Annotated in this window: 23 protein-coding genes and 3 tRNA genes; 6 read left to right on the top strand and 20 right to left on the bottom strand. The window is 57.8% G+C overall.

Translation table 11 applies throughout. From position 1 onward, the window contains the following. Positions 1–63: 63 nt before the first annotated feature. The 11 genes from BW958_RS15820 to BW958_RS15765 form a co-directional block, all read right to left on the bottom strand. Positions 64–149: transfer RNA gene (locus tag BW958_RS15820), tRNA-Leu, on the bottom strand. A 42-nt stretch (positions 150–191) separates the two neighbouring features. Next, positions 192–265, bottom strand: a tRNA-Cys gene (locus BW958_RS15815). 16 nt (positions 266–281) lie between these two features. Then, a tRNA-Gly gene (locus BW958_RS15810) sits at positions 282–357 on the bottom strand. 133 nt (positions 358–490) lie between these two features. After that, entirely contained in the window at positions 491–1,045 is a 555-nt protein-coding gene (gene pgsA / locus BW958_RS15805; RefSeq protein ID WP_076576763.1) for a CDP-diacylglycerol--glycerol-3-phosphate 3-phosphatidyltransferase, read from the bottom strand. Positions 1,046–1,169: 124 nt separating this feature from the next. Further along, entirely contained in the window at positions 1,170–3,017 is a 1,848-nt protein-coding gene (uvrC, locus tag BW958_RS15800) for an excinuclease ABC subunit UvrC (protein ID WP_076576762.1), read from the bottom strand. An 82-nt stretch (positions 3,018–3,099) separates the two neighbouring features. Further along, entirely contained in the window at positions 3,100–3,744 is a 645-nt protein-coding gene (uvrY, locus tag BW958_RS15795; RefSeq protein WP_076576760.1) for a UvrY/SirA/GacA family response regulator transcription factor, read from the bottom strand. Between the two features lie 198 nt (positions 3,745–3,942). Beyond that, positions 3,943–4,692: a 3-deoxy-manno-octulosonate cytidylyltransferase gene (gene kdsB, locus BW958_RS15785; protein WP_076576757.1), complete on the bottom strand. Its 750-nt coding sequence runs from the start codon at positions 4,690–4,692 to the stop codon at positions 3,943–3,945. Then, a complete protein-coding gene (locus tag BW958_RS15780; protein ID WP_076576756.1) occupies positions 4,689–4,877 on the bottom strand; it encodes a Trm112 family protein in 189 nt (62 codons plus the stop codon). The genes kdsB and BW958_RS15780 overlap by 4 nt, the downstream gene beginning before the upstream one ends. Before the next feature lie 4 nt (positions 4,878–4,881). Further along, entirely contained in the window at positions 4,882–5,847 is a 966-nt protein-coding gene (gene lpxK, locus BW958_RS15775) for a tetraacyldisaccharide 4'-kinase (protein ID WP_076576754.1), read from the bottom strand. Beyond that, positions 5,847–7,604: a lipid A ABC transporter ATP-binding protein/permease MsbA gene (msbA, locus tag BW958_RS15770; RefSeq protein ID WP_076576753.1), complete on the bottom strand. Its 1,758-nt coding sequence runs from the start codon at positions 7,602–7,604 to the stop codon at positions 5,847–5,849. Before msbA ends, lpxK begins: the two co-directional genes overlap by 1 nt. 28 nt (positions 7,605–7,632) lie before the next feature. After that, positions 7,633–9,858: a DNA internalization-related competence protein ComEC/Rec2 gene (locus BW958_RS15765; protein WP_076576751.1), complete on the bottom strand. Its 2,226-nt coding sequence runs from the start codon at positions 9,856–9,858 to the stop codon at positions 7,633–7,635. 86 nt (positions 9,859–9,944) lie between these two features. Between BW958_RS15765 and BW958_RS15760 the strand changes: the two genes are divergently transcribed. Beyond that, positions 9,945–10,451: a DUF2062 domain-containing protein gene (locus BW958_RS15760; RefSeq protein ID WP_083687372.1), complete on the top strand. Its 507-nt coding sequence runs from the start codon at positions 9,945–9,947 to the stop codon at positions 10,449–10,451. A 70-nt stretch (positions 10,452–10,521) separates the two neighbouring features. Next, positions 10,522–11,034 (top strand): DUF2062 domain-containing protein, encoded by a 513-nt coding sequence (locus BW958_RS15755; protein WP_076576750.1) that lies wholly within the window; start codon positions 10,522–10,524, stop codon positions 11,032–11,034. Between the two features lie 53 nt (positions 11,035–11,087). Here BW958_RS15755 and ykgO read toward each other — a convergent pair whose 3' ends face one another. Then, a complete protein-coding gene (gene ykgO, locus BW958_RS15750; RefSeq protein WP_076576748.1) occupies positions 11,088–11,213 on the bottom strand; it encodes a type B 50S ribosomal protein L36 in 126 nt (41 codons plus the stop codon). Further along, positions 11,210–11,473, bottom strand: coding sequence for a type B 50S ribosomal protein L31 (locus tag BW958_RS15745; RefSeq protein WP_076576747.1), 264 nt, complete (start codon positions 11,471–11,473; stop codon positions 11,210–11,212). Before BW958_RS15745 ends, ykgO begins: the two co-directional genes overlap by 4 nt. Positions 11,474–11,675: 202 nt before the next feature. Here BW958_RS15745 and BW958_RS15740 point away from each other — a divergent pair, with 202 nt between their 5' ends. The 3 genes from BW958_RS15740 (at position 11,676) to BW958_RS15730 (ending at position 14,962) form a co-directional block, all read left to right on the top strand. Beyond that, positions 11,676–12,332 carry a Bax inhibitor-1/YccA family protein gene (locus BW958_RS15740; protein ID WP_076576745.1) on the top strand — a complete coding sequence of 219 codons (657 nt, stop codon included), beginning with the start codon at positions 11,676–11,678 and terminating at the stop codon, positions 12,330–12,332. 123 nt (positions 12,333–12,455) lie between these two features. Beyond that, on the top strand, positions 12,456–14,582 hold the full coding sequence (gene yccS / locus BW958_RS15735) for a YccS family putative transporter (protein ID WP_076576744.1): 2,127 nt from the start codon (positions 12,456–12,458) through the stop codon (positions 14,580–14,582). A gap of 35 nt (positions 14,583–14,617) precedes the next feature. Then, positions 14,618–14,962, top strand: coding sequence for a TusE/DsrC/DsvC family sulfur relay protein (locus BW958_RS15730; RefSeq protein WP_076576743.1), 345 nt, complete (start codon positions 14,618–14,620; stop codon positions 14,960–14,962). Between the two features lie 57 nt (positions 14,963–15,019). On the opposite strand, the gene dedD is transcribed toward BW958_RS15730, so the two are convergent. From dedD to BW958_RS15695, 7 genes are all read right to left on the bottom strand, one after another. After that, positions 15,020–15,853, bottom strand: coding sequence for a cell division protein DedD (gene dedD / locus BW958_RS15725; protein ID WP_076576742.1), 834 nt, complete (start codon positions 15,851–15,853; stop codon positions 15,020–15,022). Next, positions 15,853–17,109, bottom strand: a complete 1,257-nt coding sequence (folC, locus tag BW958_RS15720) for a bifunctional tetrahydrofolate synthase/dihydrofolate synthase (RefSeq protein ID WP_076576741.1) — start codon at positions 17,107–17,109, stop codon at positions 15,853–15,855. Before folC ends, dedD begins: the two co-directional genes overlap by 1 nt. A gap of 2 nt (positions 17,110–17,111) precedes the next feature. Then, positions 17,112–17,972, bottom strand: a complete 861-nt coding sequence (accD, locus tag BW958_RS15715) for an acetyl-CoA carboxylase, carboxyltransferase subunit beta (RefSeq protein WP_076576740.1) — start codon at positions 17,970–17,972, stop codon at positions 17,112–17,114. A gap of 118 nt (positions 17,973–18,090) precedes the next feature. Then, positions 18,091–18,900: a tRNA pseudouridine(38-40) synthase TruA gene (gene truA, locus BW958_RS15710; protein WP_076576739.1), complete on the bottom strand. Its 810-nt coding sequence runs from the start codon at positions 18,898–18,900 to the stop codon at positions 18,091–18,093. A 93-nt stretch (positions 18,901–18,993) separates the two neighbouring features. Further along, positions 18,994–21,075, bottom strand: a complete 2,082-nt coding sequence (locus BW958_RS15705; protein ID WP_076576738.1) for a FimV/HubP family polar landmark protein — start codon at positions 21,073–21,075, stop codon at positions 18,994–18,996. Between the two features lie 191 nt (positions 21,076–21,266). Further along, complete coding sequence (locus BW958_RS15700; RefSeq protein WP_076576737.1) at positions 21,267–22,280, bottom strand: aspartate-semialdehyde dehydrogenase; 1,014 nt, start codon at positions 22,278–22,280, stop codon at positions 21,267–21,269. Positions 22,281–22,334: 54 nt separating this feature from the next. Further along, entirely contained in the window at positions 22,335–23,459 is a 1,125-nt protein-coding gene (locus tag BW958_RS15695; RefSeq protein WP_076576794.1) for a 4-phosphoerythronate dehydrogenase, read from the bottom strand. A gap of 152 nt (positions 23,460–23,611) precedes the next feature. Between BW958_RS15695 and BW958_RS15690 the strand changes: the two genes are divergently transcribed. Then, positions 23,612–24,319 carry a phosphatase PAP2 family protein gene (locus tag BW958_RS15690; protein ID WP_076576735.1) on the top strand — a complete coding sequence of 236 codons (708 nt, stop codon included), beginning with the start codon at positions 23,612–23,614 and terminating at the stop codon, positions 24,317–24,319. Positions 24,320–24,398 lie beyond the last annotated feature (79 nt).

The following is a 24,398-nucleotide window of genomic DNA, read 5'->3' as shown; positions in this document are numbered from 1 at the left end:
CATAAAAAAAGCCACTCGCTTGAGTGGCTGTTCCTAACTACTTGTTTTTAATGCTAATCGGATTGGTGCCCGGAGCGGGACTCGAACCCGCACAACCAAAGGTCGAGGGATTTTAAATCCCTTGTGTCTACCGATTTCACCATCCGGGCATGTCTTATTAGCAAAAGGCCCGCACTGCGGGCCTTGGAAAATGGAGGCGCGTTCCGGAGTCGAACCGGACTAAACGGATTTGCAATCCGCTACATAACCGCTTTGTTAACGCGCCAAATCTCGAAAGAGATTGGAGCGGGAAACGAGACTCGAACTCGCGACCCCGACCTTGGCAAGGTCGTGCTCTACCAACTGAGCTATTCCCGCAACGCAGCAGTGCTGGTGCTGTGAGGTCGCATTCTAGCGGTTTACTCGAGCGAGTCAACCCAATTTGTTTAATTGACTGATCGTTCGAATGTTTTTTACGCGAAGGTAGAGTATTCCCACCCCACTGGCGAGATCAGAAGCGGGCGTGGTAGCGCAGATCGCCCCAGGCAGCTTTTAGATACTGGAACATCGACCAGAAGGTCAGCACGGTGGCCACATAGAGCAGCAGATAGGCCAGCCACACCATCCAGAGGTTGTACTGCCAGATAAGACCGGTCAGGGAGATCATCTGGATCGAGGTTTTCCACTTACCAATCCAGCCCACCGCAACCGAAGAGCGTTTGCCAATCTCGGCCATCCATTCACGCAGCGCCGAGATCAGGATCTCACGACCAATCATGGTCAGTGCCGGGATAGTGACCCAGACCGTGTTGTAGTGCTCAACAATCACCACCAGGGCAGCGGCGACCATGATCTTGTCTGCCACCGGGTCAAGGAAGGCCCCAAACGCAGTGGACTGATTGAGCTTGCGCGCCAGATAACCATCAAACCAATCGGTCACGGCAGCCAGAATAAACACAATCGCAGCGGCCAGATAGGACCACTGGTACGGCAGATAAAACAGGACGACAAAAAACGGGATCAGCAAGATCCGAAAGTAGGTCAGCAGGTTTGGAATATTGGTCATCGGGTTAACCATATCTCACATAGCGGGCAGAGGGCGGCCGGGAAAGATGACGACAAGCTGGCAGGACCACCGCAGCGCATCACTCGGCATTGCCCGGCCATTATGGCACTGCTGCTGGCAGGCGTCACCCGTTAGCACCATGAAAGGCGGCATGGATCGCTTCGGCGAGAGCCTGATTGATGCCGGGTACCTTGGCAAGCTCCTCAATCCCCGCCCGTTTTACCTCTTGCAGCCCGCCCAAATATTTAAGCAGCGCCTGCCGCCGCTTGGGACCAACGCCCGGGATCTCTTCCAGAGAGCTGGTCACCCGCGCCTTGGCACGGCGGGCACGGTGGCCGGTAATGGCAAAGCGGTGCGACTCGTCACGGATGTGTTGGATAAGGTGCAGTGCCGGCATATCTACCGGCAAGTTCAGCTCTTCGTGGGTCTCTCCGATAATCAGGGTCTCAAGACCCGCTTTACGGGTTACCCCTTTTGCCACACCGATAAGAAGCGGCTGCTTGCCCGAGAGTTTTTCGAGGTGACGGGCCAGGATCTCTTCTGCGCGGCGCAATTGGCCAAGACCACCATCGATAAACAGGATATCCGGCACCTTGTCAGCGTCTTGCTGCTTGCCAAAGCGGCGATCCAGCGCCTGCTCCATGGCTGCGTAATCATCGCCGCCAGTGATGCCGTCGATATTAAAACGGCGATATTCACCACTTACCGGTCCTTCCCGGCCAAAAACCACACATGAGGCGACAGTGCGCTCGCCCATGGTGTGGGAGATATCAAAACACTCCATGCGTGCAATCGGTGCGGCCAGTTCAAGCAGCTCTTCGAGCTGGCGATACCGCTCGCTAATCGTGCTCTGGTGCGCCAGCCGCGACTGCAGCGCGGTCAGGGCATTGGTACTGGCCAGCTTGATAAAACGCGCCCGCTCCGAGCGCGTGCGGCTCACCACCCTCACCTTATAGCCGGCACTTTGGGTCAGTGTCTCGGCGATGACGCTCTCATCTTCCAGCGCCACATCGAGCAGCACTTCGCTGGGGATACGTCGCCCGGCCAGATCGGAGAGGTAAAATTGCAGCAGGAACGACTCGACCACCTCATCGAGTTCGGTGCCTGCGGGAACTTTCGGAAAATAGCTGCGCGAGCCGAGCACCTTGCCTTGGCGAATAAACAGCACATGCACACACGCGGTGCTCTGCTCAAAGGCGACACCAATCACATCGAGCTCGTCGAGTACGTTACCGCTGACTGACTGCTGCTCGGTCACGCGGCGCAGCGCCAGGATCTGATCGCGCAGCCTGGCCGCCTCTTCAAAACGCAGTTCGTTGCTGGCCAGCTCCATCCGCTCTACCAGACGGCCAATGACTTCCTGGTTTTTACCCAGCAGGAACATGCGTGCCAGCTCGACCTGACGGGCATACTCGTCATCACTCACCAGCCCAGGTACGCAGGGTCCCGCGCAGCGGCCAAGCTGATACATCAGGCAAGGGCGTGAGCGGTTGGCATAGACGGCATCTTCACATTGACGCACCGGAAAGATCTTCTGCATCAAATGCAGACTTTCACGGACCGCACCGCCCGAAGGGTAAGGGCCAAAATAGTCGCCCTTAATCTTGCGCGCGCCCCGGTGCACGCCGATGCGTGGATGGCGATGGCCGGTTATCAGAATCCAGGGATAGGATTTATCATCACGCAGCAGCACGTTATAGCGTGGCTGATACTGCTTGATGAGATTGTGCTCGAGGATCAGCGCCTCGGTTTCAGTGTGGGTCACCGTGACCTGGATGTCGGCAATCTGGCTGACCAAGGCACGGGTTTTGGCACTATCTACCTGAGCACGAAAATATGACGACAGGCGTTTTTTCAGATCTTTGGCCTTGCCCACATAGATGACGGTGCCACCGGCGTCATACATGCGGTAGACACCGCTCTGATGGGTCACCACCCGTAAAAATGCCTTGCTGTCAAAGGGCTCGCTCATACTGCTCCATCACGGGAAAAGGCGGCCAGGGCCGCCTTTCGAACACGTCTCGTCTTGTTAACGCTCGACACGCTTACTGCAATTAGAGAATGTCAGCATCCAGCATGCCGTAGCGGATCGCCAGATGGGTCAGCTCAACATCACCGTTGATCCCCAGCTTGCTAAACAGGCGATAGCGATAGCTGTTCACGGTCTTGGGACTGAGGTTGAGCTGCTCGGAGATCTCGTTCACTTTCTGCCCCTTGGTGATCATCATCATGATCTGCAATTCGCGCTCGGAGAGGGTTTTAAACGGATTCTCATCGCTGGAGGCAAACTGGCTCAGGGCCATCTGCTGCGCAATCTCGGGGGAGATATAGCGCTGGCCGGAGTGAACCAAGCGGATGGCTTGGATCATCTCATCGGGCGCGGCCCCCTTGGTCAGGTAGCCCGCAGCACCGGCCTGCATCACCTTGGTGGGGAATGGATTTTCAGAGTGAACCGTCAGCACGATGATACGCACATCGGGGCGAATACGCAGAATTTTACGGGTTGCTTCCAGCCCACCTATACCGGGCATGTTCATGTCCATCAGGATCACGTCGGGATGATTCTGGCGACAATAGGTCACTGCCACTTCGCCACTTTCCGCTTCGCCGACCACCTTGATCCCGCGTACATCTTCCAGAATGCGTCTTATCCCGGTACGCACCAGCTCATGATCATCGACCAGAAATACATTAATCACCCGGATACCCCATCTCTCATTTCTGCCTGACAGGCAGCACAACGTAGCCTTGCATCATAACCAAACTGCCTGATTTGGCAATCGGCCGCAACTCAAACCGTGAAGCCGCTAAAACGCCGTGCAAAAAACCGCTAAACCACGTTCCCATGCGCATAAAAAAGCGACACCCGAGAGTGTCGCCTGCGTCAAAAGAGCCCATCAATCCGCCAGTAACTGCCGGACCTTATCGAGATCCTGCTGGGTATCGACTCCCACCGGCGGCGCTTCAAGTGCTTGTGCCACATGAATTTTTTCGCCATACCACAGCACACGAAGCTGCTCGAGCGCTTCAATCTGCTCGAGCTGGCTCGGCGCCCAGTCAACGTAGCGCTGGATGAACCCGGCGCGATAGGCATAAATCCCGATGTGACGCTGGAAGAAGGGGCCAATCGCCTCACGGCTCCTGGCAAAACGGTCACGCTCCCACGGGATTGGCGCACGGCTAAAGTAGAGGGCATAACCATCTTTATCCGTCACCACCTTCACAGCGTTGGGGTTAAATGCCTCCTCGGCATCCTCAATCGGTACGCTCAAGGTTGCCATTGGCGCCGAGGCACTCGCCAGATTATCGGCCACCTGGCGGATGATCGCCGGCGGGATCAGCGGCTCATCCCCTTGCACGTTGACAATGATGGTCTCAGGGGAAAATCCGTAGATGCGGCACACCTCTGCCAGACGCTCGGTGCCGGACTGGTGATCCGCCGAGGTCATGCACACCTCGACACCCGAAGTGCCGAGTGCCGCTTGCACTCGCTCATCGTCGGTTGCGACGATAACGCGCTCAGCGCCAGAATCGAGTGCTTTTTCAACCACATGCTGCACCATGGGTTTGCCGTGGATATCGGCCAGCGGCTTGCCCGGCAGACGGGTAGAGGCATAACGCGCCGGAATAACGACGACGAAACTCATGGGTTGAGCTCTTCCAGCGGCAGATGACGAGCCCGGTTTTCCAGCAGTACCGGGATCCCCTCCTCCAGCGGATAAGCCAGGCGGTCAAAACGGCAGACCAGCTCCTGCTTGCTCTTGTCATAGTTGAGTCTGCCCTTGCAAACCGGGCAGGCAACGATATCCAGCAATTTGGGGTCCAAAGCCACAGCGTTACTCCTTCAACAAGGTATTAAGAGTCAGTGCAAACGCCTCGGGCAACTCGGCGCGCACCGGCAGATACCACCAGTTTTCTGCCGCAAATTCGCGACATTTGACGGCATCTTTTTCAGTCATCAGCAGCGGACGCTCGCTAAAGCGGGCCCGCAGCTCATCTGCATCAAACGGGTGGTGATCAGGGTAACCCTGCGCCTGAACCAGCTCATAGCCAAGTTCACGCAAGGTTGCAAAAAAGCGGGGGGGATGGCCAATTCCGGCCAGCGCATCGACTTGCGGCCCAAGAGCATGATCCAGTGGCGCATCATCAATAACGCGGCGCGGCACATCGGCCATCAACTGCATGGCGTGTTCGCCCGCCTGCGCCTCACCGCCATTGCAGATCACGGCACTGACAGTGGCAAGACGAGAAAGCGGTTCGCGCAGCGGCCCCATGGGCAACAGGCAGCCATTGCCGAATCGGCGCGCGCCATCGACGACCACCAGCTCGATATCCCGTGCCAGCGCGTAGTGCTGCAAGCCATCGTCGGTGATGATGATATCGACATCACCACGTTGCTCGAGCAGGCGCACCGCCTCAGCTCGTTTCGGGGAGACCACCACAGGACACTGGCAGCGACGCATGATCAGCACCGGCTCATCCCCCCCTTCGGCAGTCGTCGTGGTCTGAGCCAAGCACAGTGGATAGTGCGCTGCCTTGCCGCCATAACCACGACTGACCACAGCGGGCCGCCAACCCTGCTGACGCAAGTATTCGACCAACCAGATGACCACTGGCGTTTTACCGTTACCGCCCACCGAGAGGTTACCGACGACGATCACCGGTAAAGGTGAGCGATAAGCGTGGCGACAACCGGTTCGGTACAGCCAGCGACGTCCACCCGATATCAGTCCAAACAGAGCAGCCAATGGCCAAAGCCCCCAACGCAGGGGGCTTTTCTTATACCAAATGGCGTCGAGCATTAGCTGTGTTCACCAAACTGAATGGCGCGCAGCTGGGCATAAGCGCCCTGCTTGGCCATCAGTTGGTTGTGGTTGCCACGCTCGACAATCCGGCCTTCATCGATCACCAGGATCTCATCGGCCTTCTCGATGGTGGAGAGACGGTGCGCAATGACCAGCGAGGTACGCTGTTTGCACAACTCATCAATCGCAGACTGAATATGGCGCTCGGATTCGGTATCGAGCGCCGAGGTTGCTTCATCCAGCAGCAGCACCGGCGCGTCACGCAACAAGGCGCGAGCGATCGCTACCCGCTGGCGTTGGCCGCCGGAGAGGTTGGTGCCATTCTCGCCCAGCATGGTGTCATAACCTTGCTCCATCTTGCTCACAAAATCATCAGCGTGGGCAATCTTGCCTGCCTGCTCAATTTGTTCGCGGGTAAAGCGCTCCGCGGCAGCATAAGCAATGTTGTTGGCAACGGTGTCGTTGAACAAGTGAACCTGCTGCGATACCAACGCAAACTGACTGCGCAGATTAGCAAGGGTATATTCGCGGATATTGACCCCATCAAGCAAAATTTCACCCTGATCGATCTCGTAGAAGCGGGTCAACAAACTAGCGATAGTACTTTTACCCGAACCGGATCGCCCAACCAGCGCCACCGATTTTCCGGCAGCAATGGTGAAACTCACATTATTCAAGGCAGGCGTCGTCTTGCCAGCATAGGTGAAAGTCACGTTGCGGAACTCGACTTCACCACGGACTCGTTCAATCACCAGCTCACCATTGTCCTGTTCGGTCGGGGTATCCAGTACGCCAAACAGACTCTGGCAAGCGGTAATGCCACGCTGGAAGCGCGTGTTAACCTGAGTGACTTCACGCAGCGGACGCATCAGCATCATCATCGAGGTGATCACCAGTGTGAACGTACCCGCAGTCATGGTAGAGCGCACGTCATCGATGGTGGCAACAAACAGTACGATCGCCAACGCAAAAGAGGCCACCACCTGCACGACCGGGGTCCCGATGGCATCGGCAGAGACCATTTTCATGTTCTGGCGCCGCATCTTGTTGCTGACATCGGCAAAACGCTTTTTCTCAACCTGCTGGCCATTGAACATCAACACTTCTTTGTGCCCCTTGAGCATCTGGTCAGTGGTGGCTGTCATGGTTGCCATAGAGCGTTGCGACTGGCGCGATACGGCTCTGAAACGTTTGTTAATGACAGAGATCAGGACGCCCACCGCAGGGCCAATGATCAAAAACACCATCGAGAGCTGCCAGGATTGATAGAACATCAATCCGATCAGGAAGATAACAGTTGCCCCTTCCCGGATCAGCGACACCAGTGCAGAACTAGCCGAGTTGGAGACCTGATTGGCATCGTAGGTAATTTTGGACAGCAGATGCGCCGTGTTTTCCCGGTCGAAAAACGACATAGGTAGCGCCATGAGATGGTTAAACACCTCTTGCTGCAACTTCATCACAACATGGTTACCCACCCATGCCATGCAATAAGAAGAAAGGAAGTTACAAAATCCACGCAGGACAACGATAAGGATAACAAACAGTGGCATCCAGGTAAGGATCGCACTGTTTTTGCCACTGAGGCCTTCATCAATCAGCGGCTTGATGGAAGAAACAAACACTGCATCGACTGCGGCAAAACCGAGCATGCCAATCACACCGCCGACAAAACCGAGTCGGCGCTCTTTGACATAGCTCATCAGTCGTCTGAGAACGGCGATGCCGTCTTCATCATGTGTTGGGTTAGACATGTATGACCCTAAGCTTTAAAAAGACGGGCTATTCTAGCCAAAGGGCCGGTTTCCACCAAGTACCATCGCGCCGATACCAGGGGCCCTGCTCACGTCTGGCATCCATTCGAACCTCATTTCCACGTTGATATGCCCGAACTTCACCATCAATCCCGGTTATCCAGGCGTGACTGCCAATCTGTTGATAACGGGCCACCACCTCGGGCCTTGGAAAGCGCCAACGATTGACATAACCGGCGCTATACACCACCGTCTGTGGCGCCACTGCGGCCACAAACGCCGCCGTGGATGAGGTTTTACTGCCATGGTGCGGCGCAATCAAGAGATCGCTTTTGAGCTGCGTGCCATAACGCTCCACCAGCAGACGCTCGGCTTTGCCCTCAATATCACCGACAAGCAACGCCCGCCACACGCCATGGCGAATTTGCAGCACGCAGCTGGCGTCATTGCCATGAAGCGAGCTGTTTGGCTCAAAGGGCGGCCACAACACCGCTGTCTCAAACTCCTGCCAGTGCCACATGTCGCCAGCTTGGCATGGCTGGGTTTGCATACTGAACGGGTAAGACGAGATCTCTTGGCGCACCGGCAATGCATTGAGCACCGCCTGCCGATTACCGGCATGATCGCGATCCTTGTGGCTTATCACCAGCAGATCCACAACCCGCACACCTTGAGCCCACAGATGAGGCAGCAACGCCGCATCGGCCATGTTATAGCCGCCGGGATAACGATCCCCGGTATCATAAATCAGAGCGCGTCCACCCTGGCTTAATACCACAGACAACCCCTGCCCCACGTCCAGCACCGACAATTGCCAACGTGACGCAGGTTGGCTGCTACTGAGCAATATCGCGGTGAGACAGGGCAACCCGATCCAGCGGCCGCCGGGTAGCATTCGGGTCAGCAGGCCCACTATCACCAACCAACCGATCGCAGCCCAGCCAGGAGGAAGAGGAAACCAGAGCGTAACCTCCCCGGCGATCAGCGCCAATGCTTGCATAAGCGCATCCAAGAGCCAGTCCACCAAGACAAATAGCAGATGCGATAAAACTGGAGACAGGGGCAGCAGTAAAGCGGCCACCAGTGAACATGGAATTATCACGCCGGCAAACAAGGGAAGGGCCAGCAAGTTGATAAGCAGTGACAAGGGCGCCCAGCCTTCAAACAGCATCAGCTGCAGCGGCAATAACCCCAGCATGATCAGCCACTGTAACCGCCAGGGGCCGGGTCGCCGCCACACAATCCCGGCACCAAGAATGATGGCAACCGCCAGTAATGAGAGCCAAAATCCGGCTGACCAGAGTGACCAGGGATCCCATACAATCAGCAAGACCCAGGCCCATAACCATACCCGCCAAGCCGGCCACTCGCGCCGCTGCCAGCGCAATCCTCCCCAGATCAGCACCATGATCAACGCCCGCTCGGTAGGAACCGAAAAGCCAGCCAGTGCGCTATAAATAATGGCAGCAACGGTCGCGGCAATGATGGCAGGCCGAATGCCCCACAGCGCCCCCAGCCAACCGGCCAGTGCCGCGACAATCGCAATATGCTGCCCGGAGATGGCGATGACATGGGTCAGTCCGGTGGCACGAAACAGCGCCCACTGCGCATCGCTCACACCAGCCTGCTCTCCAAAGACCAGGGCCGAGAGCAGTGGCGCCGTCACCAAATCCTGCCAACTTTGTTTGGCGCGAGAGAGCCACGCATCGCGCCAATGAAACCCAACGGGCGCAAGCGTCCCCCACTCGCGCAGTGACCCTGTTGCGGTGATCCCTTTGCCCAGCAACACGCGCCGCCCATCCCATCCGGCATAATTGCCCAGACCGTGAGCCGGTTTTAAAGCGGCGCGAATTGTCAGCAGGCTGCCAGTAGAAAGTGGCGGCAGGGCTTGATAGACATTGATTTGTACTTGCGGACGCGGCCACAGCGGATGATTATCCACCCGCTCGAGCGCGAGCTGTATGCGGGAAAACTGATCAGAGATGGTCTCTTGGTGTTCCAGCCGCCCAGTGACGGTCATCTCTGCCCCCGGTTTAACTAGATCGAGCCATTCCAGACGCATCGTCAAATTGACCTGCATCCATCCTGCTCCGGCGAGCACCGCAAGCAGCCAACCGCGATATGACAGAGGTGCTTTGACAGCGGCAATCCCCCCTAAAACGACAAGCAACAGTAGCCAGGGCCAATCCGGCAGGATTGGCCAAAACAGAGCGGAGCTGGCCGCCAGGGCGAAGAGAAGCAATCGGGTATCCATGGCCTAGAAGTATTCGTTTGACCCGCCGACTTTGCCAATCTTGGTCTTGTGGCACGAAAGACTTACACTGACCAGCAAGCAGCTGTATGGAAGTCGTTGTGCATCACCCTTCTTTTAAACGCCTGGGTCTGACCCCGGAGCAATTGCGCCAGCAACGCTGGTTTACCCTGTTTGGCGAGCGTTTGCTGGCCCCGCGTCTGTGGCAAGCAACTCCGGTTGCACTCAGTGGCGCCATGGCGGCAGGCCTTTTTACCGCCTGGGTTCCCTTACCCATGCACAGCCTGCTCGCCGTCGTGCTGGCCCTGTTTTTTGGTTTGAATCTGCCGCTTGCTTTGCTGGCGGTTTGGTTTAATAACCCGGCGACACTGCCATTTATGTATCTGGTGGCCTATGAAACAGGCTGCCGACTACTTGGGATCACACCGGAGCATTTTCACCTGATCTGGAGCGTCCGGTGGTTTGAACAGGAAGCAGGAAGGCTGCTACCGCCTTTTTTGACTGGCTCTTTGCTGCTGGGGCTGATTAGCGCACTGCTTGGTTATCTGATCACCTTGTGCGCAGTCAGGGTGTGGCGTTACTGGATAGCACGCTAAGCGACTGAATTGGCACCATCGCACAGGCTGTCGTACACTCAGGCCCCTCGTTGGCCATTCTGATGACTGCATGCAGCTAAAAACCTTTATCAACCGACGCCTTCCCAACCCGGAACGATTGCGTCAACACCGTGTGCTGCGTCTGTTTGGTCCCCTGATGGATGCACCCTACCTTTGGCATCTTAATCGCCGCAGCGCCGCCGGCGCGCTAGCTATCGGTATCTTCTGTGCCTGGATGCCAGTGCCATTTCAGATGTTGTTAGCTGCAGCCGGCGCGATGCTGTTTCGCGTCAACCTTCCCCTTTGCGTGGCGTTGGTGTGGCTCAATAATCCGTTGACCATGCTGCCTCTGTTCTACAGTGCCTACGCCTTGGGCGCTTGGCTGCGTACAGCACCCGTACAGCCTTTTACCATGGAGCTCTCCTGGTCATGGCTGCAGCATTCATTGAGCAGCGTAGGCCCGAGTCTGCTACTGGGATGCATTGTGCTGGGTATCATCACTGCCCTGCTGGGGGCCGTATTGCTGCATCAAGGATGGGCCGTTGCGGTCAGGCGACGCTGGCAGCGACGCCATCAGGCTTAAACAACAACGGCAGGGCGTATTTCGCACCTGCCGTTTTTTTCGCTCATCACAACTTAGCGTTGCCGGGCCTTAAACCGCGGATTGCTTTTGCAGATGACAAACAATTTGCCGCGACGACGCACCAGTTGGCAGTCGGGGTGGCGTGATTTGGCCGATTTAAGCGATGAAACCACCTTCATGAACGCGGCCCCCCGGCAAACTGGCCAAAACGCTTGGTAAAGCGGGCCACCTGACCTTCCTGAGAGGCTTGCTTCTGCTTGCCGGTATAAAACGTATGCGATGCGCTGGAGACATCCAACGTGACATAGGGATACTCCTGACCATCTTCCCAACGGTAGGTACGATCGGTTGCGATTGTCGAGCCTACCAGGAAGAACGTATCAGCAGAGAGATCATGAAACAGCACTTGGCGATAGTGCGGATGGATATTAGCCTTCACCTGAACACCTCGAGAAATGTTATACTATAACACGCTCAATGTTAAACGAGAGCCACTCTCATTTGCAACCCTTTATTCATGAGCTATACAGGTTTTTAGGCAATAATATGCGCCAAGGGTTGCGTTGAGCCCGGCGCAACCCCACTATCGGATTGGCTGCGGGCTCTGTTGCCCTGGCACGATTTTTATGAGGAATGAGAAGATGGAAACCCGTTCTATCTACAGTGGTGTACAGACTGGCGTCCGTGATACCAACAAGGTTTTGCGCAATACCTACCTCCTGCTTTCATTGACGCTGGGCTTCTCTGCCATTGTCGCAGGGGTGTCAGCCATGCTGGCACTGCCCGCCCCCCACTGGATCGTCTTGCTGGTCGGTGTCTACGGTCTGATGTTCCTGACCGAAAAGAACCGTAATAACAGCATGGGACTGGTCTTTACCTTCCTGTTTACCGGTTTCCTGGGCTATACCCTCGGCCCCATCATCAACCTGTTCCTGCGTAACGGTGGTGGTGATATCGTGTTGACCGCCATCGGCGGCACTGCACTGACCTTCTTTGCCTTGTCGGCTTATGCCCTGACCACCAAGCGTGACCTCTCCTTTATCGGTGGCATGCTGTTTGTCGGCTTCTGGGTATTGCTGGTTGCCATGATTGCCAACATTTTCCTGCAGATGCCGGCGCTTCACTTGGCGCTGTCGGCCATGTTCATGCTCTTCTCCTCCGGCGCCATCTTGCTGACCACTCAGCAGATTATCCGCGGTGGAGAGACCAACTACATTTCGGCCACTATCAGCCTCTACATCTCCATCTACAACATCTTCGTCAGCCTGCTGACCCTGCTGGGTGGCAACCGCAACTAAGCCATGTTGAGTTGGATGATAAACCCCGCTTCGTGCGGGGTTTTTATTGGCGGCTGATCAGGATCAGTCTACTTGGGTAAAAATCGGGTAACATGTTGGGGAGTCTTTTGTCGCCGACACCCTATGCCCATGAATCTTTTCAACTTCTTTCGTCGTCTCTTAACTGACAGCCACGTTTATTTCGCTTGCAAAGTGCTGATCGCCATCTCTGGTATCGTGGCTTTTTCAGTCACCACCGGCGATCTGAAAATCGCGGTATTGCTCTCTCTTGGCGTAGTGGCTGGGGCTATCGCTGAGACCGATGATCACTTTCTCGGGCGAATTAAGAATTTGGCCATGACGCTGGCCTGTTTCCTGTTTGCCAGCTTTAGCGTGCAATACCTGTTCCCTTGGCCCTGGCTGTTTGCTATTGGGCTCGCCTGCTCCAGCTTTCTGTTTGTCATGGTGGGCGCGCTCGGGCAGCGCTACGCCACCATCAGCTTTGGCTCGCTGCTCATTGCCGTCTATACCATGCTCGGTGCGGCCACTGCCCCCAACCTCTATCACCAGCCACTGCTACTCAGTGCAGGCGCACTCTGGTATGGCGTCATCTCCCTGATTTGGCTGCTGGTGCTCCCCCACAAAACACTGCATGAGCAACTGGCCCAAGGCTTTTATGCCCTCGGCCGTTATCTGTGCGAAAAATCCAAGCTGTTTCCTGCCGATGAGCCCGGCACTCAGGCGCTGCGTCATCGACTGGCCCAGCTCAATATCGACGTCGTGCAGGCCATGACGTTGGCCAAAAGCAGCCTCAACAGCCGCCTTGGCTACAGTAATGACCCGGAGTTAGGCCGTCTGCTGCAGCTTTATTTGCTGGGGCAGGAGATCCACGAGCGTGCCACTTCAAGCCACTATCCCTATAGCCAGTTGGAGCAAGATCTCAAACAAGAGATGGTGCTGGCCGGTTTTCAGGAAGTGCTGCTGCAATTGGGCGAAGCGTGCCAGCAGCTCGGCCACAGCATCATGCTGCACACCCCCTATCAACACAGCCGCCGAACTCACTGGGCGCTACAGGCACTTGATGACCAGCTGGAGTTCACCCATCTCAAGCAGCACTACCCCAGCTCGCTGTTGACGCCAATGAAGTTCTTGCGAAAAAACCTGGCCAATATCAACGCGCTGCTGGCCAGCGCCGCCAATTTGCAGGCAAGTCATTCGGCGCAAGTGGCTGAGCTCGCAAAACCGCAGCGTATCGGCTGGCAGCAGCTTAAACGCCATGCCAGCCTGGACTCTCTGCTACTGCGCCACGCGCTGCGTATGTCACTCGGGCTAGTGCTGGGCTATGGCCTGCTACAAGTGTTGTCACTGGAGCGTGGCTACTGGATCCTGCTGACCCTGCTGTTTGTCTGCCAACCCAGCTACAGCGCAACCCGCCGGCGCCTGATGCAGCGGATGCTCGGCACCTTCATCGGGATATTACTCGGCGTACCAGTACTGCTGCTCTTGCCCAACCCCGACGCCCAGCTGATGGTGATGGGATTGGCGGCCTTTTTATTCTTTACCCAGGTCCGCCTTAACTACAGCGCCGCCGTCTGCTTTATCACCCTCTATGTGCTGATGGCGTTTAACCTGCTCGATAATCAGGGATTAGCTATCGTAGCGCCGCGCCTGTTTGATACCACAGTCGGTTGCCTGCTCTCTTACGTTTTGGTGGCCTGGCTCTGGCCTGATTGGCAATACAAGCGCCTGCCCGCCCTAATCGCCACCTCGCTGTGTGCCAACGCCACTTATCTCGATCACGTCTTGGCCCTGCTGCACCAAGGGCGCAGTGAGTCGCTCGATTACCGGGTTGCCCGCAAACAGGCCCATCTGGCCGACAGCGAGCTGGCTTTAGCTTGGCAGAGCATGTTGGTTGAACCGCAGAGCCGGCGCCGCTTTCTCGATCTCTGTTTCTCTCTGACTTGGCACAACCACGCCTTGCTCTCTTATATCTCGGCGCTTGGCGCTCATCGCGATCAGCTCGAAGGCATCGAGCAGTTGCCGCCGGTACGCCAATACCTGCTCGATACCCTGCAGCAAGCAGCCCGCCAAATCAGTGCTGAGCAGCCCCTTGGCGATGCACCGGCCGTGCAACCCGAGCTGCTTGATGAGGTGGGCGCCAGCGACAGTGACGAGCAACGTATGCTGACCCAACTGCTGGTGCTGATCCGTGGCCAAGCCGAAGAGCTGCTGGCGCTGGCGTACGATACCCGATTGCTCACCACCGAGTGAGGCGCTACCATGCCCGCCTTAGCAAAGGAGTCGTCATGTCTGACACACAGCAACTGAGTTTCCAGGGGCGCAGCATCGCCACGGACGCACAGGGTTACCTGCGCGATATTCATGACTGGAGCGAAGAGCTGGCCCTGGTACTGGCCGAGCAGGAAGGGATCGTGATGGAGGAGCCCCACTGGGAAGTGGTGCGCTTTGTACGCAGTTTCTATCTCGAGTTCAACACCTCACCGGCCATTCGCGCACTGGTCAAGGCCATGGAGAAGCACTACGGCCCCGAGAAGGGCAATAGCCGCTATCTCTATAAGCTGTTTCCCAAAGGGCCCGCCAAGCAGGCCACCAAAATTGGCGGGTTGCCCAAACCGGTCAAATGTATCTGAAAAAACACCGCGCCAAGGCGCGGTGTTTTGCTTTTCTGTGTCACTCTGGTGCCCGGATCAGGGGTTATAGGCCACCACTGAGCCGCTCAGGGCGCTCACTTCATTAAGATGCGGCAGCATGGCTTGCAACTTCTCTCGTGACACATCAGGGCCCACCACCACGCGATTCAGTTGTCCTTGGCGCGGTGTACGCGGAATGGTATGCGCCGGATAACCGGCAGCTCGCAGACGCGACACAATACTGTTCACGCTGTCGACGTTCTTGAATGCCCCCAGCTGAATGATCCATGCGCTACCTTGCGCCGCCGCAGCCGGCTTGGGTTTATCCAGCGTCGAGACCAGATCGCCAAGCGGATCAGCCGAGGTGGTACGTGTCGGCTCCGGCGCCTTGGGCGCAGGGGTTTTGGGCTCCTCAACCTTGGGTTTCACTGCCACCGTTTTAGGCTTGGGTGGCTCAACCGGCTTGGTGTCGGCGGTCAGCACAGGTTTTTCGGCTTTTTTGTGCTCTGGCTGCTTGGCTGCCACTGGCTCAATTGGCGTTTCCTGCGCAGCAGGCGCGCCACTTTGCACTGTAACCGGCTCGGCAATCGGCTCTACCTGCCACTGCTGATTGGCATCAGCAGGTGTCTGGTTTGGCTGCGCCACGTTGGCGACGTGCGTCTGCTCAGCCTGACTCACGGCTGCCTGATGCTGCGCCTGCAAGTTACTGGCAGAGGAGACTGGCAGCGCTGGCTTGGCCGCTTCCAGCTCGGGGCGCAGCGGGACCTTGGTAAACGACGTATCTTCAGTCTGCCTGATCTTGTTGCCATCAAGCAGGTCAGGAAGAAAGATCACCAGCAGGGCCACCAGAATAACGGTGCCTACTAAACGGTTTTGAAACTGCGAGGCCACTATGACTCCTCTTGACTATGCCCGGCCAATACATCAGCGACAGTATAAAACGAGCCAAAAACGATAACCATATCAAGCGGTCCCGATTGGGCAAGCACTGAACGATAAGCCTCGGCCACCGAGCCATGGCAGGTCGCCTCTTCACCCAGTGCCACCATCAACTGCTCAGCGGTGGCGCCGCGTGGGCCGCCCAGCGGCGCCAGATGCCACTCGCTGATGAGCCCACTGAGCTGTACCAGTGAACCCGCCATATCTTTATCCTTAAGCATCCCCACCACGGCGCGGCGCACACCGCGGCAAGGAATGTCGCGAAGGCGGGTGGCAAGATAGGCCGCTGAATGTGGATTGTGGGCCACATCGACATACACCAGCGGCGAATCCTGCAATTTTTGCATGCGCCCTGCCAACTGTGCGCTGGCCAACCCCTGCTGGATGGCGGCTTCCGAGAGCGGTAATCCGAGCGACTCGAGCGCCGCCAGCACGGTGACAGCATTCATCAGCGGCAAGGCCGGAACCGGCAACCCCGCGTAATGATTGAGACCGTGATAATCCCAATGATCCCCTGCCACCTCTGCGCGAAAATCACGCCCAACCTGGCGCAGCTGGGCACCAAGGCGCAGCGCCTCGCTCTCAATGGTCAGCGGCGGCTCGGGCTCACCGCTGATAGCCGGCTTGCCGGTGCGATAGATTCCGGCCTTTTCGATGGCCACCAACTCGCGGGTATCGCCCAGCCAGTCGCAGTGATCGAGCGCAATCGAGGTGATGACCGCCACATCGGATTCCACCACGTTGGTGGCATCGAGCCTTCCACCGAGCCCCACTTCCAGCAGCAGCACGTCGAGGTTGGCTCGGGCAAACAGCCACAAGGCCGCCAGCGTTGCAAACTCGAAGAAGGTCAGGGCAATCTCACCACGCACCGCTTCCACAGCCGTAAAGGCCTCGCAGTGACGTGCCTCGGTCAGCTCATTGCCCTGTACCCTGACGCGCTCGGTAAAGCGCAGCAGATGCGGCGATGAGTAGACCCCGACCCGATAGCCCTGTGCCATCAAGATGCTGGCCGCCATGGCGCAGGAAGATCCCTTGCCGTTGGTGCCCCCCACCGTCACCACTTTACAAGGCAACGTAGTGAGGCCAAGGCGTCTGGCCACGTCCCCTACCCGCTCAAGCCCAAGCTCGATGGTGGCAGGATGAATGGCCTCCAAATAAGAAAGCCAGTCGACGAGCGACCGGCTTTGGGATGCAGTGAACGTTGTCATGCTTACTCGTCGACGGTGGTGTTCATCAGCTTGGCCATCAGACCGGCCAGACGATCACGCATTTCGCGGCGATCGATGATGAGGTCAATCGCCCCTTTCTCGAGCAAGAACTCGGAGCGCTGGAAACCTTCCGGCAGTTTCTCACGCACAGTCTGTTCGATCACGCGCGGACCGGCGAAGCCGATCAAGGCCTTGGGCTCACCCACGTTGATGTCACCCAGCATGGCAAGACTGGCCGATACACCGCCCATGGTCGGGTCAGTCAGCACAGAGATAAACGGCAAACCCGCCTTGGCGAGGCGATCCAGCGCAGCACTGGTCTTGGCCATCTGCATCAGGGAGAACAGCGCTTCCTGCATTCGGGCACCACCGGAGGCGGAGAAGCAGACCAGACCACGACCTTCTTTCAGGCACTCGTCAACGGCGCGCACAAAACGGGCACCAACCACCGACGACATGGAGCCGCCGATAAAGGAAAATTCAAAGGAGCACGCGACAACCGGCACGCCCTTGAGGGTTCCCTTCATAACCACCAGCGCATCCTTTTCACCGGTGCTCTTTTGGGCAGCCGTCAGGCGCTCTTTGTAACGCTTGGAGTCCTTGAACTTGAGGATATCCTGCGGCTCCAGCTCGCCGGCTACCTCGACGCGTCCCTGCTCGTCGAGAAAGCGCTCGAGACGAGCACGGGCGCTAATGCGCATGTGGTGATCACACTTGGGGCATACTTCCAGGTTGCGTTCCAGCTCCGCCCGGTAAAGTACCTGTTCGCAAGCACTGCACTTGGTCCACACTCCTTCCGGAATGTTGTGACGACGCGGAGCAGTGATCTTGCTCTTGGGAAGAATCTTCTCAAGCCAGCTCATGGAATTCCTTAATGCTTCTAATGCTTGAAAACACAGCAGCACCGTGTCTGTTCAATGACTTGGCGGTGCTGCGGGGACATTGGCCTGCCATTAAATCACACTTTTACAGGCGCAGTTACTAAAAACTGGTCGTACCCGGGGCCGAGTCGGGCAGCCACAAGGGGCCGAGCGGCACCTCTGGCAAGGCAAACTCGGCCGGGTAATCCACATCCACCAGATAGAGTCCGCCGGCCTTGGCGGTGGGGCCCGCTACGTTGCGATCGCGCGCGGCCAACACCTCGGCGACCCACTCCACCGGCTTGTCGCCTTTGCCCACTTCCAGCAAGGAGCCGGTGATATTACGCACCATGTGATGCAAAAAGGCATTGGCCTTGATGTCGAGCACAATGTAGGGGCCAGAGCGACTCACACACAGGTGGGTCACATTGCGCCAAGGGGTATTGGACTGGCACTGCACCGCCCGAAACGAGCTAAAATCCTGCTCGCCGATGAGACACTGACCGGCTTGGTGCATCAGTTCGGCATCCAAACGATCGTGATAATGGCTCACACCACTGCCAAGAATGGCGGGGCGGTAGTTGTGGTTGTAGATGACATAGCGATAGCGCCGCGCTGTGGCGCTGAAACGGGCGTGGAAATCGTCCGGCACCGCCTTGACCCAGCGCACCGCAATATCGGCAGGCAGATTGGAGTTGAGCCCCAGCGTCCAGGCAGCCTCTTTGCGCTCGGCATCGGTATCGAAATGGATCACCTGACCGGTGGCATGCACGCCGGCATCGGTGCGTCCGGCACACTGGATCTCCACCGGATGATTGGCAATCTTGCCAAGGGCCCGCTCCAGCGCTTCCTGGACACTGACCACTTCCCGCTGACGCTGCCAGCCGAAATAGCGGCTGCCGTCATATTCGATACCAAGGGCTATACGCATGGAACACCTGAGGCTGTTGAAACGCGGCGAATTATACGCAAAGTGCCTGCAAAATGAAGGGCGGCCCGCAGGCCGCCCTTTCTCTTAATGCTGTCATGCCAGCCGTTTGAGCAGTTTCTGGGCTTCTGCCCGCTGGCTCTCACTGCCTTGGGCTGCCGCCTCTTCCAGCAACTCGCGGGCGCTGTCCATATCGTCGATCTCAAGATACGCGCGCGCCAGATCAAGCTTGGCCCCCACCCCGCCATCGTCCGAGTCCACATCAAAGCCGGTGCTCTCGGGCATGACATCGGGAAACTCATCGAGCCCCACATCGAGATTGGCACTCTGATAAGAGGGCTCCTGCGCGTCACCCACATCAGCTTCGGCAAGCAGGGTATCAATTTCGACGAACTGGTTATTCTCAGCAGCATCGCGATGAGGGACCGTCTCGGCCGAGAGAGCCTGCTCATCAGCCAACGGATCAGCGGCATCGAGCTCCACATCACCGGCCAGCAGCGCCGGGTCGAAGTTGATGACGGGATCTTCTGCAGTGTCAGCGCGGGCCGACAAGACTGGCTCAACGGCATCCTCTTCATCGAGGATCTTGTCGAGCTCGGCATCAAGCTCGCTCAAATCGAACTCTTCGTACTGCTCTTCGTCAAACTTGAGTTCATCCTGACCGTTGAACGGCAGCGCTTCATCCTCCACCGCGGTGGCAAACAGCGACTCGTTCAGGGTCGGGATGGCGTCAGGCTCGGGCACCAGCTCCGGATCACGCGATGCAGCCGGCGAACTGATCGGCTCCTCTTCCGTGAGCGGATGCTCCCCTTCGTCACTAAAGACCAGATCGTGAGCATCGGGCTCATCAAGGGCGGTACCCGGCGAAAGGGTATCGCTCTGGGGTAACGCCTCCCCTTGCGGCTCAGTCATCATCACCGGCATGTCGCCAGCCAGCAGATGGTCAAGCTCGTTGCTGTCATCATCCATGAAGGCGGCGGTCGATTCCGACAGGCTCTTCTCCTGCTCTTCCAGCTCGCGACGAGCGCGGGCGCGCAGCCACAGCGTCACAATCGCCAGCACCAGCAAGACCGGCAACAAGATGATCATGGCAAGGTTCAGCGGGGACGAGAGCAAGTCCATGATCCAGCTCTTGCCACTGGGCGCTTCGGGTGCAGCAGCAACAGGCGCCGCGCCTTGCTTGGCCTTGAGCTCTTCAATCTCTTTTTGCAAAGTGGTCTGATCGACCAGCTGCGCTTTAAGTGTCTCAAGCTCCTGATTCATCGACTCAACCCGTAACTTGAGCCGATGGTTGGTCTCACTGACCTGTGCCAGCTGGGTCGTCGCATCTTCCAGCGCCAACTTCATCTCAGTGGCTGAGCCCGTCTGTTCAGTCTGCGTCTGCGCCGGCAAGGGCTTGGGCGCAGCACTCTCTTCCACCTTCGTGGCGTCAGGCTTACTGGCCTCGGGCTTGATGGGTTCAGGCGCTGCGGCCGCAACCGGCTCTGGCTTGGTGTCGGTTGCCGTTGCAGCACTGACCGGCGCCGGTGCTGCGACATCCGGCTTGGCACTTTCGGCCGTCACCGGTGCTTGCGGCAGGGGCGCGGCACTCTTCTCAGCTGGTTTTTCGGGGGCAGGTTTGACGTCGGCAACCGGTTTGGCCGGCTCTTTTTTCGGTTTGACCGTCAGGTTACGCACTTCGCCGCTTGGCTGGGCGACATGATATCTGGGGCTGATCCCCTTCCAGCTGACGTTGTCACTACGAAAACGTGCGCGAGCCTCGGCTTCCGGAATGCGCGATGCTTCTTGTTCGCTCGGCAACGATATGGTCGAGCCCACCAGAATATGATTGATATTGCCGTCGGCAAAACTCTGCGGATTCTTGTTATAGATGGCCACCATGGTCTGGTAGACCGAGACACGACTGCTCGGGCGATAGGCGCTGGCCAGACTCCACAGGGTATCGGTTCGACGGATGGGGCCATAACGCTCGGTACGAACGGTGCCGCGCGCAGGATCGGCGGCGCGGGCAGCCGGTGTTTCGGTCACGGTCGGAGCAACAGGAGGGGTCGTGGTGGTCGCCGCGGCCGGCTCATCGGGTCCCTTGATCTCGACCATGAAGGGTTGCGTTGCGCCATGAGCCGGGGAAAGCGCCCCTAATGCCAGCAGCATCGCCAAAGCTATGCGGGAATATCCCATACTCGTTCCTTCGCGTGACAGCTCTATCACATTGAAAAATTTGGATACTTAGCCCTTATATGTGGTGTCACTATAATTCAGGCCTCGTCTGCAAACCAGCGCTTCGCCCTCGTTTGCCCCATTTTTCTCCACCGTTTTTTAGCTGGCGTGAGTCAGCGCAACAATCGGGGCCACCGCAGTGGCCCCCGCAATTACAGCATCTCGCGCAGTAGCCACTCGGCACTTTGCACGGCGGCTAACGCCTGGCCTCTGCGAACGTTATCGGCCACCAGCCAGAGATCTATACCCTGAGCATGGGAAAGATCCTGTCGGATGCGCGCCACGATGACCTCATCCTGGCCATTGGCATCGACCACCGGACTCGGCACGCCCTCTTCTTCGTCCCATAGACGCACGCCAGAGGCATCACGCAGCAACTCGCGCACCTGCTCCAGCTCGATGGGCATCTGCAACTCAACGTGCAGCGCCATGGCATCCCCGAAAAACACCGGCACCTGTGCCAGCGTCGGGTTGATCACCACATCACTACCCAGCACCCGCTGGGCTTCGAGCATCAATTGCCATTCGCACTGGCTGTAGCCGTTATCAAGCAGAGCACCACTTTGACCCAACACGTTAAACGCTATCTGGGCAGGAAACACAGCAGGCTCAACCGGTCGGCCGTTAAGCAGATGGGCGGTTTGCCCGGCCAACTCGTCAACACCCGCCTTGCCGTTGGTCGCCACCGACAAATAGCCCGCCACGTTGGCACGGGCCACACCGACCGATTGATGCAACGGTTTGAGCACTGCCAACAACTGGCTGGCAACGCCGCTGGTCAAAGAGACAATATTGCTTTGACGATAATCGGCCAACGCATCGGGGTTGGCATCAAAGCACACCAAGGGGATCGACTCATCAAAGGCAAAGGCGCCACTGCTGTCGATAACCAGACATCCCTGCTCGGCGGCAATCGGCGCATAACGGCTGGCCTCTTCTGCGCCGCAGGCAAACAGCGCCAGCGTGGCCTCGCTCCAATCGAAGGTCTCAACATCCTGGATATCCAGGTTGCGACCCATGGCCCGCACGGTCTCACCGCTGTCGTCGGCATTGCCGAGCGCGATGATCCGCTCGATAGGCAGTGCGCGCTCTTCTATCAGTTCCAGCATGGTCTGACCGACGGCGCTGGCCGCCCCCAGAACTGCAACGCTGAGTTGCTGACTCATTTTTAACTCCTTGCAGGAAAGGCCCACACCAGGCGGGCCGGGATAACATTTGTTTCAGGAGCAGGGCTCAGAGAGGCTAAAGCCAAGCGCAGCCAGCGTCGCCAGCGGGCCGTTTCCGGCAATCTGCAGGGACGAAAACTCGCGCCGCTCCGGGTAGCACTTGCGCTGCTGATCGAAACTGCCCGCGATGCCCAGCTCACGGCGAAAACGGGCATCGTCACGGCGTACGTCATACACCAGATGCACCAAGCGACCAATCAGGGCCTGATCGGGCTGCTGACCAAGCGTCAGGCTCATCACATCTGGCGCCGGCAACAGGGTATGCAGTCTGCGGCTTGCGGGCTGACCGAGCCATTGACACAGCGCTTCATAGAGCATCCAGGTGCCGCGAGCCTTGCCCTCAAGGCTGTAACCGGCAATATGCGGTGTGGCAATCTCGGTATGTGGCACCAACTCGGCCAATACCTCTGGTTCGTTTTCCCAGACATCCATCACCAGTGAGAGCGGCGAAGGCCCCTGCTGCCGTTGCAGCAGTGCCTGATTGTCCCACACCTCACCGCGTGATGCGTTGATAAGACACTGCCCGGCGCGCAGCGCCGCAATGCGTTTGGCATCGAGCAGATGGAAGGTCGCATCGTCACCTTGGCGGGTCAGCGGCACATGAAAGCTCACCACGTCCGCATCAAGGGCCTCTTCCAGAGAGACAAACTCGCCGTCTTCACGCCGCTGACGCGGCGGATCGCAGCGTAACACGCGCATGCCAAGTGCCGCGGCTTTGGCAGCGACATCACTGCCGGTATTGCCCGCGCCGATCACCGCCAACGACAGCGCAGAGAGCGTCAGCGCATGGCGCTCGGCCAGCACCAGCAGCGCACTGGTGACATAATCGCCCACCGAGATGCGATTGCAGCCCGGCGCACTGGTAAAGGCGATCTGACGCTCGGCCAGCAGGGCCTTATCGATATGATCGGTCCCGATAGTGGCGGTGCCGACAAACTTGAGACGCGTCGCCTTGGCCAGCAAAGCCGCATTGACACGGGTGACTGATCGCACCAGCAGCACATCGGCATCACTGATCTGTTCAGGGGTCATCGCCCGTCCCGGCAACAGTTGCACATTACCCAGGTCTCCAAACAGCTCCCGTACATGGGGCATATTCTCATCAGCCACTATGTTCAGCATCGACCCTCCTCAGCCACAGCCTGCTGCCCAAGTGGCGCATTCTAGCCAAAGCCGGCCGGGATGACACGCCACACTTGTCCTTGACCCTCTCGTGAAGCGAGGCACAATAGCCCTCTTGCCAATCAAGGATGAGTTATACCTTTGTGTCCATGACCTCCGTGCGTTATCCGCTCTCGTTGCTGCTACCGCTTTGCTTTATCGCGCTCTTGGTGCCCCCCATGCCGTTTGGGATTAGCCTCCCCGGCTCATTGACCTCTTTTGCTCTGCTGTTTTCAAACAGCGCCAGCTGGCCCGGCCTGCTCGTTATGATGTTGGTCCCGCTGGTGCTGGTAGCACGCGCCTTTGCACTCCCTCCAAGGCAAATCGCTTTACTGTTTGGCATACTGGTGGCACTGCTGCTGCTCGATCTGGGCATCAAAACACTGCTTAAAGCCATGGTGAGCGAGCCCCGCCCTTACGTGTTGTGGCTGCAGCAACATGCCAATGTGGCCGGCATGGACCGGTTTTATCAGCGGCCTGACACCGCGCGGCTGACCCTGTTGATGGCGGCGCAGATCAATTTGGCCATTCCCGATCCCCTGCTGCAGCACTGGGCATATGGGGTTAATTACGCCTTCCCCTCGGGCCACCTGCTGGTCGCCATCACACTGAGCCTGTTTTTCGGGCTGATTTGGCCCAGCAATACCCCGGGGCGCATTCTGCTCATCCTTTGGTTGCTGGCGGTTGCGCTCTCCAGGCTGCTGCTTGGGATGCATTGGGGAATTGATCTGCTCGGCAGTGCTTTGCTGGCTGGCATCCCGGCCTGGCTGGCTGCATGTTGGGTTAAGAAGCATCTGCTGCAAGAGGCGGCGGAATGACCCGCCGACCAGGCCCCATAAATTCGATGGTCGCTATCGTTTCAGCGGCTTTGACCCCAGGTTGACAATTTCCTACAAT

This window comes from Aeromonas sp. RU39B (assembly GCF_900156095.1).
In the GTDB taxonomy this organism is placed as follows: Bacteria; Pseudomonadota; Gammaproteobacteria; order Enterobacterales; family Aeromonadaceae; genus Aeromonas.
Note: the sequence above shows the minus strand (reverse complement) of the source record. Positions and strands in the feature narration are given on the sequence as shown.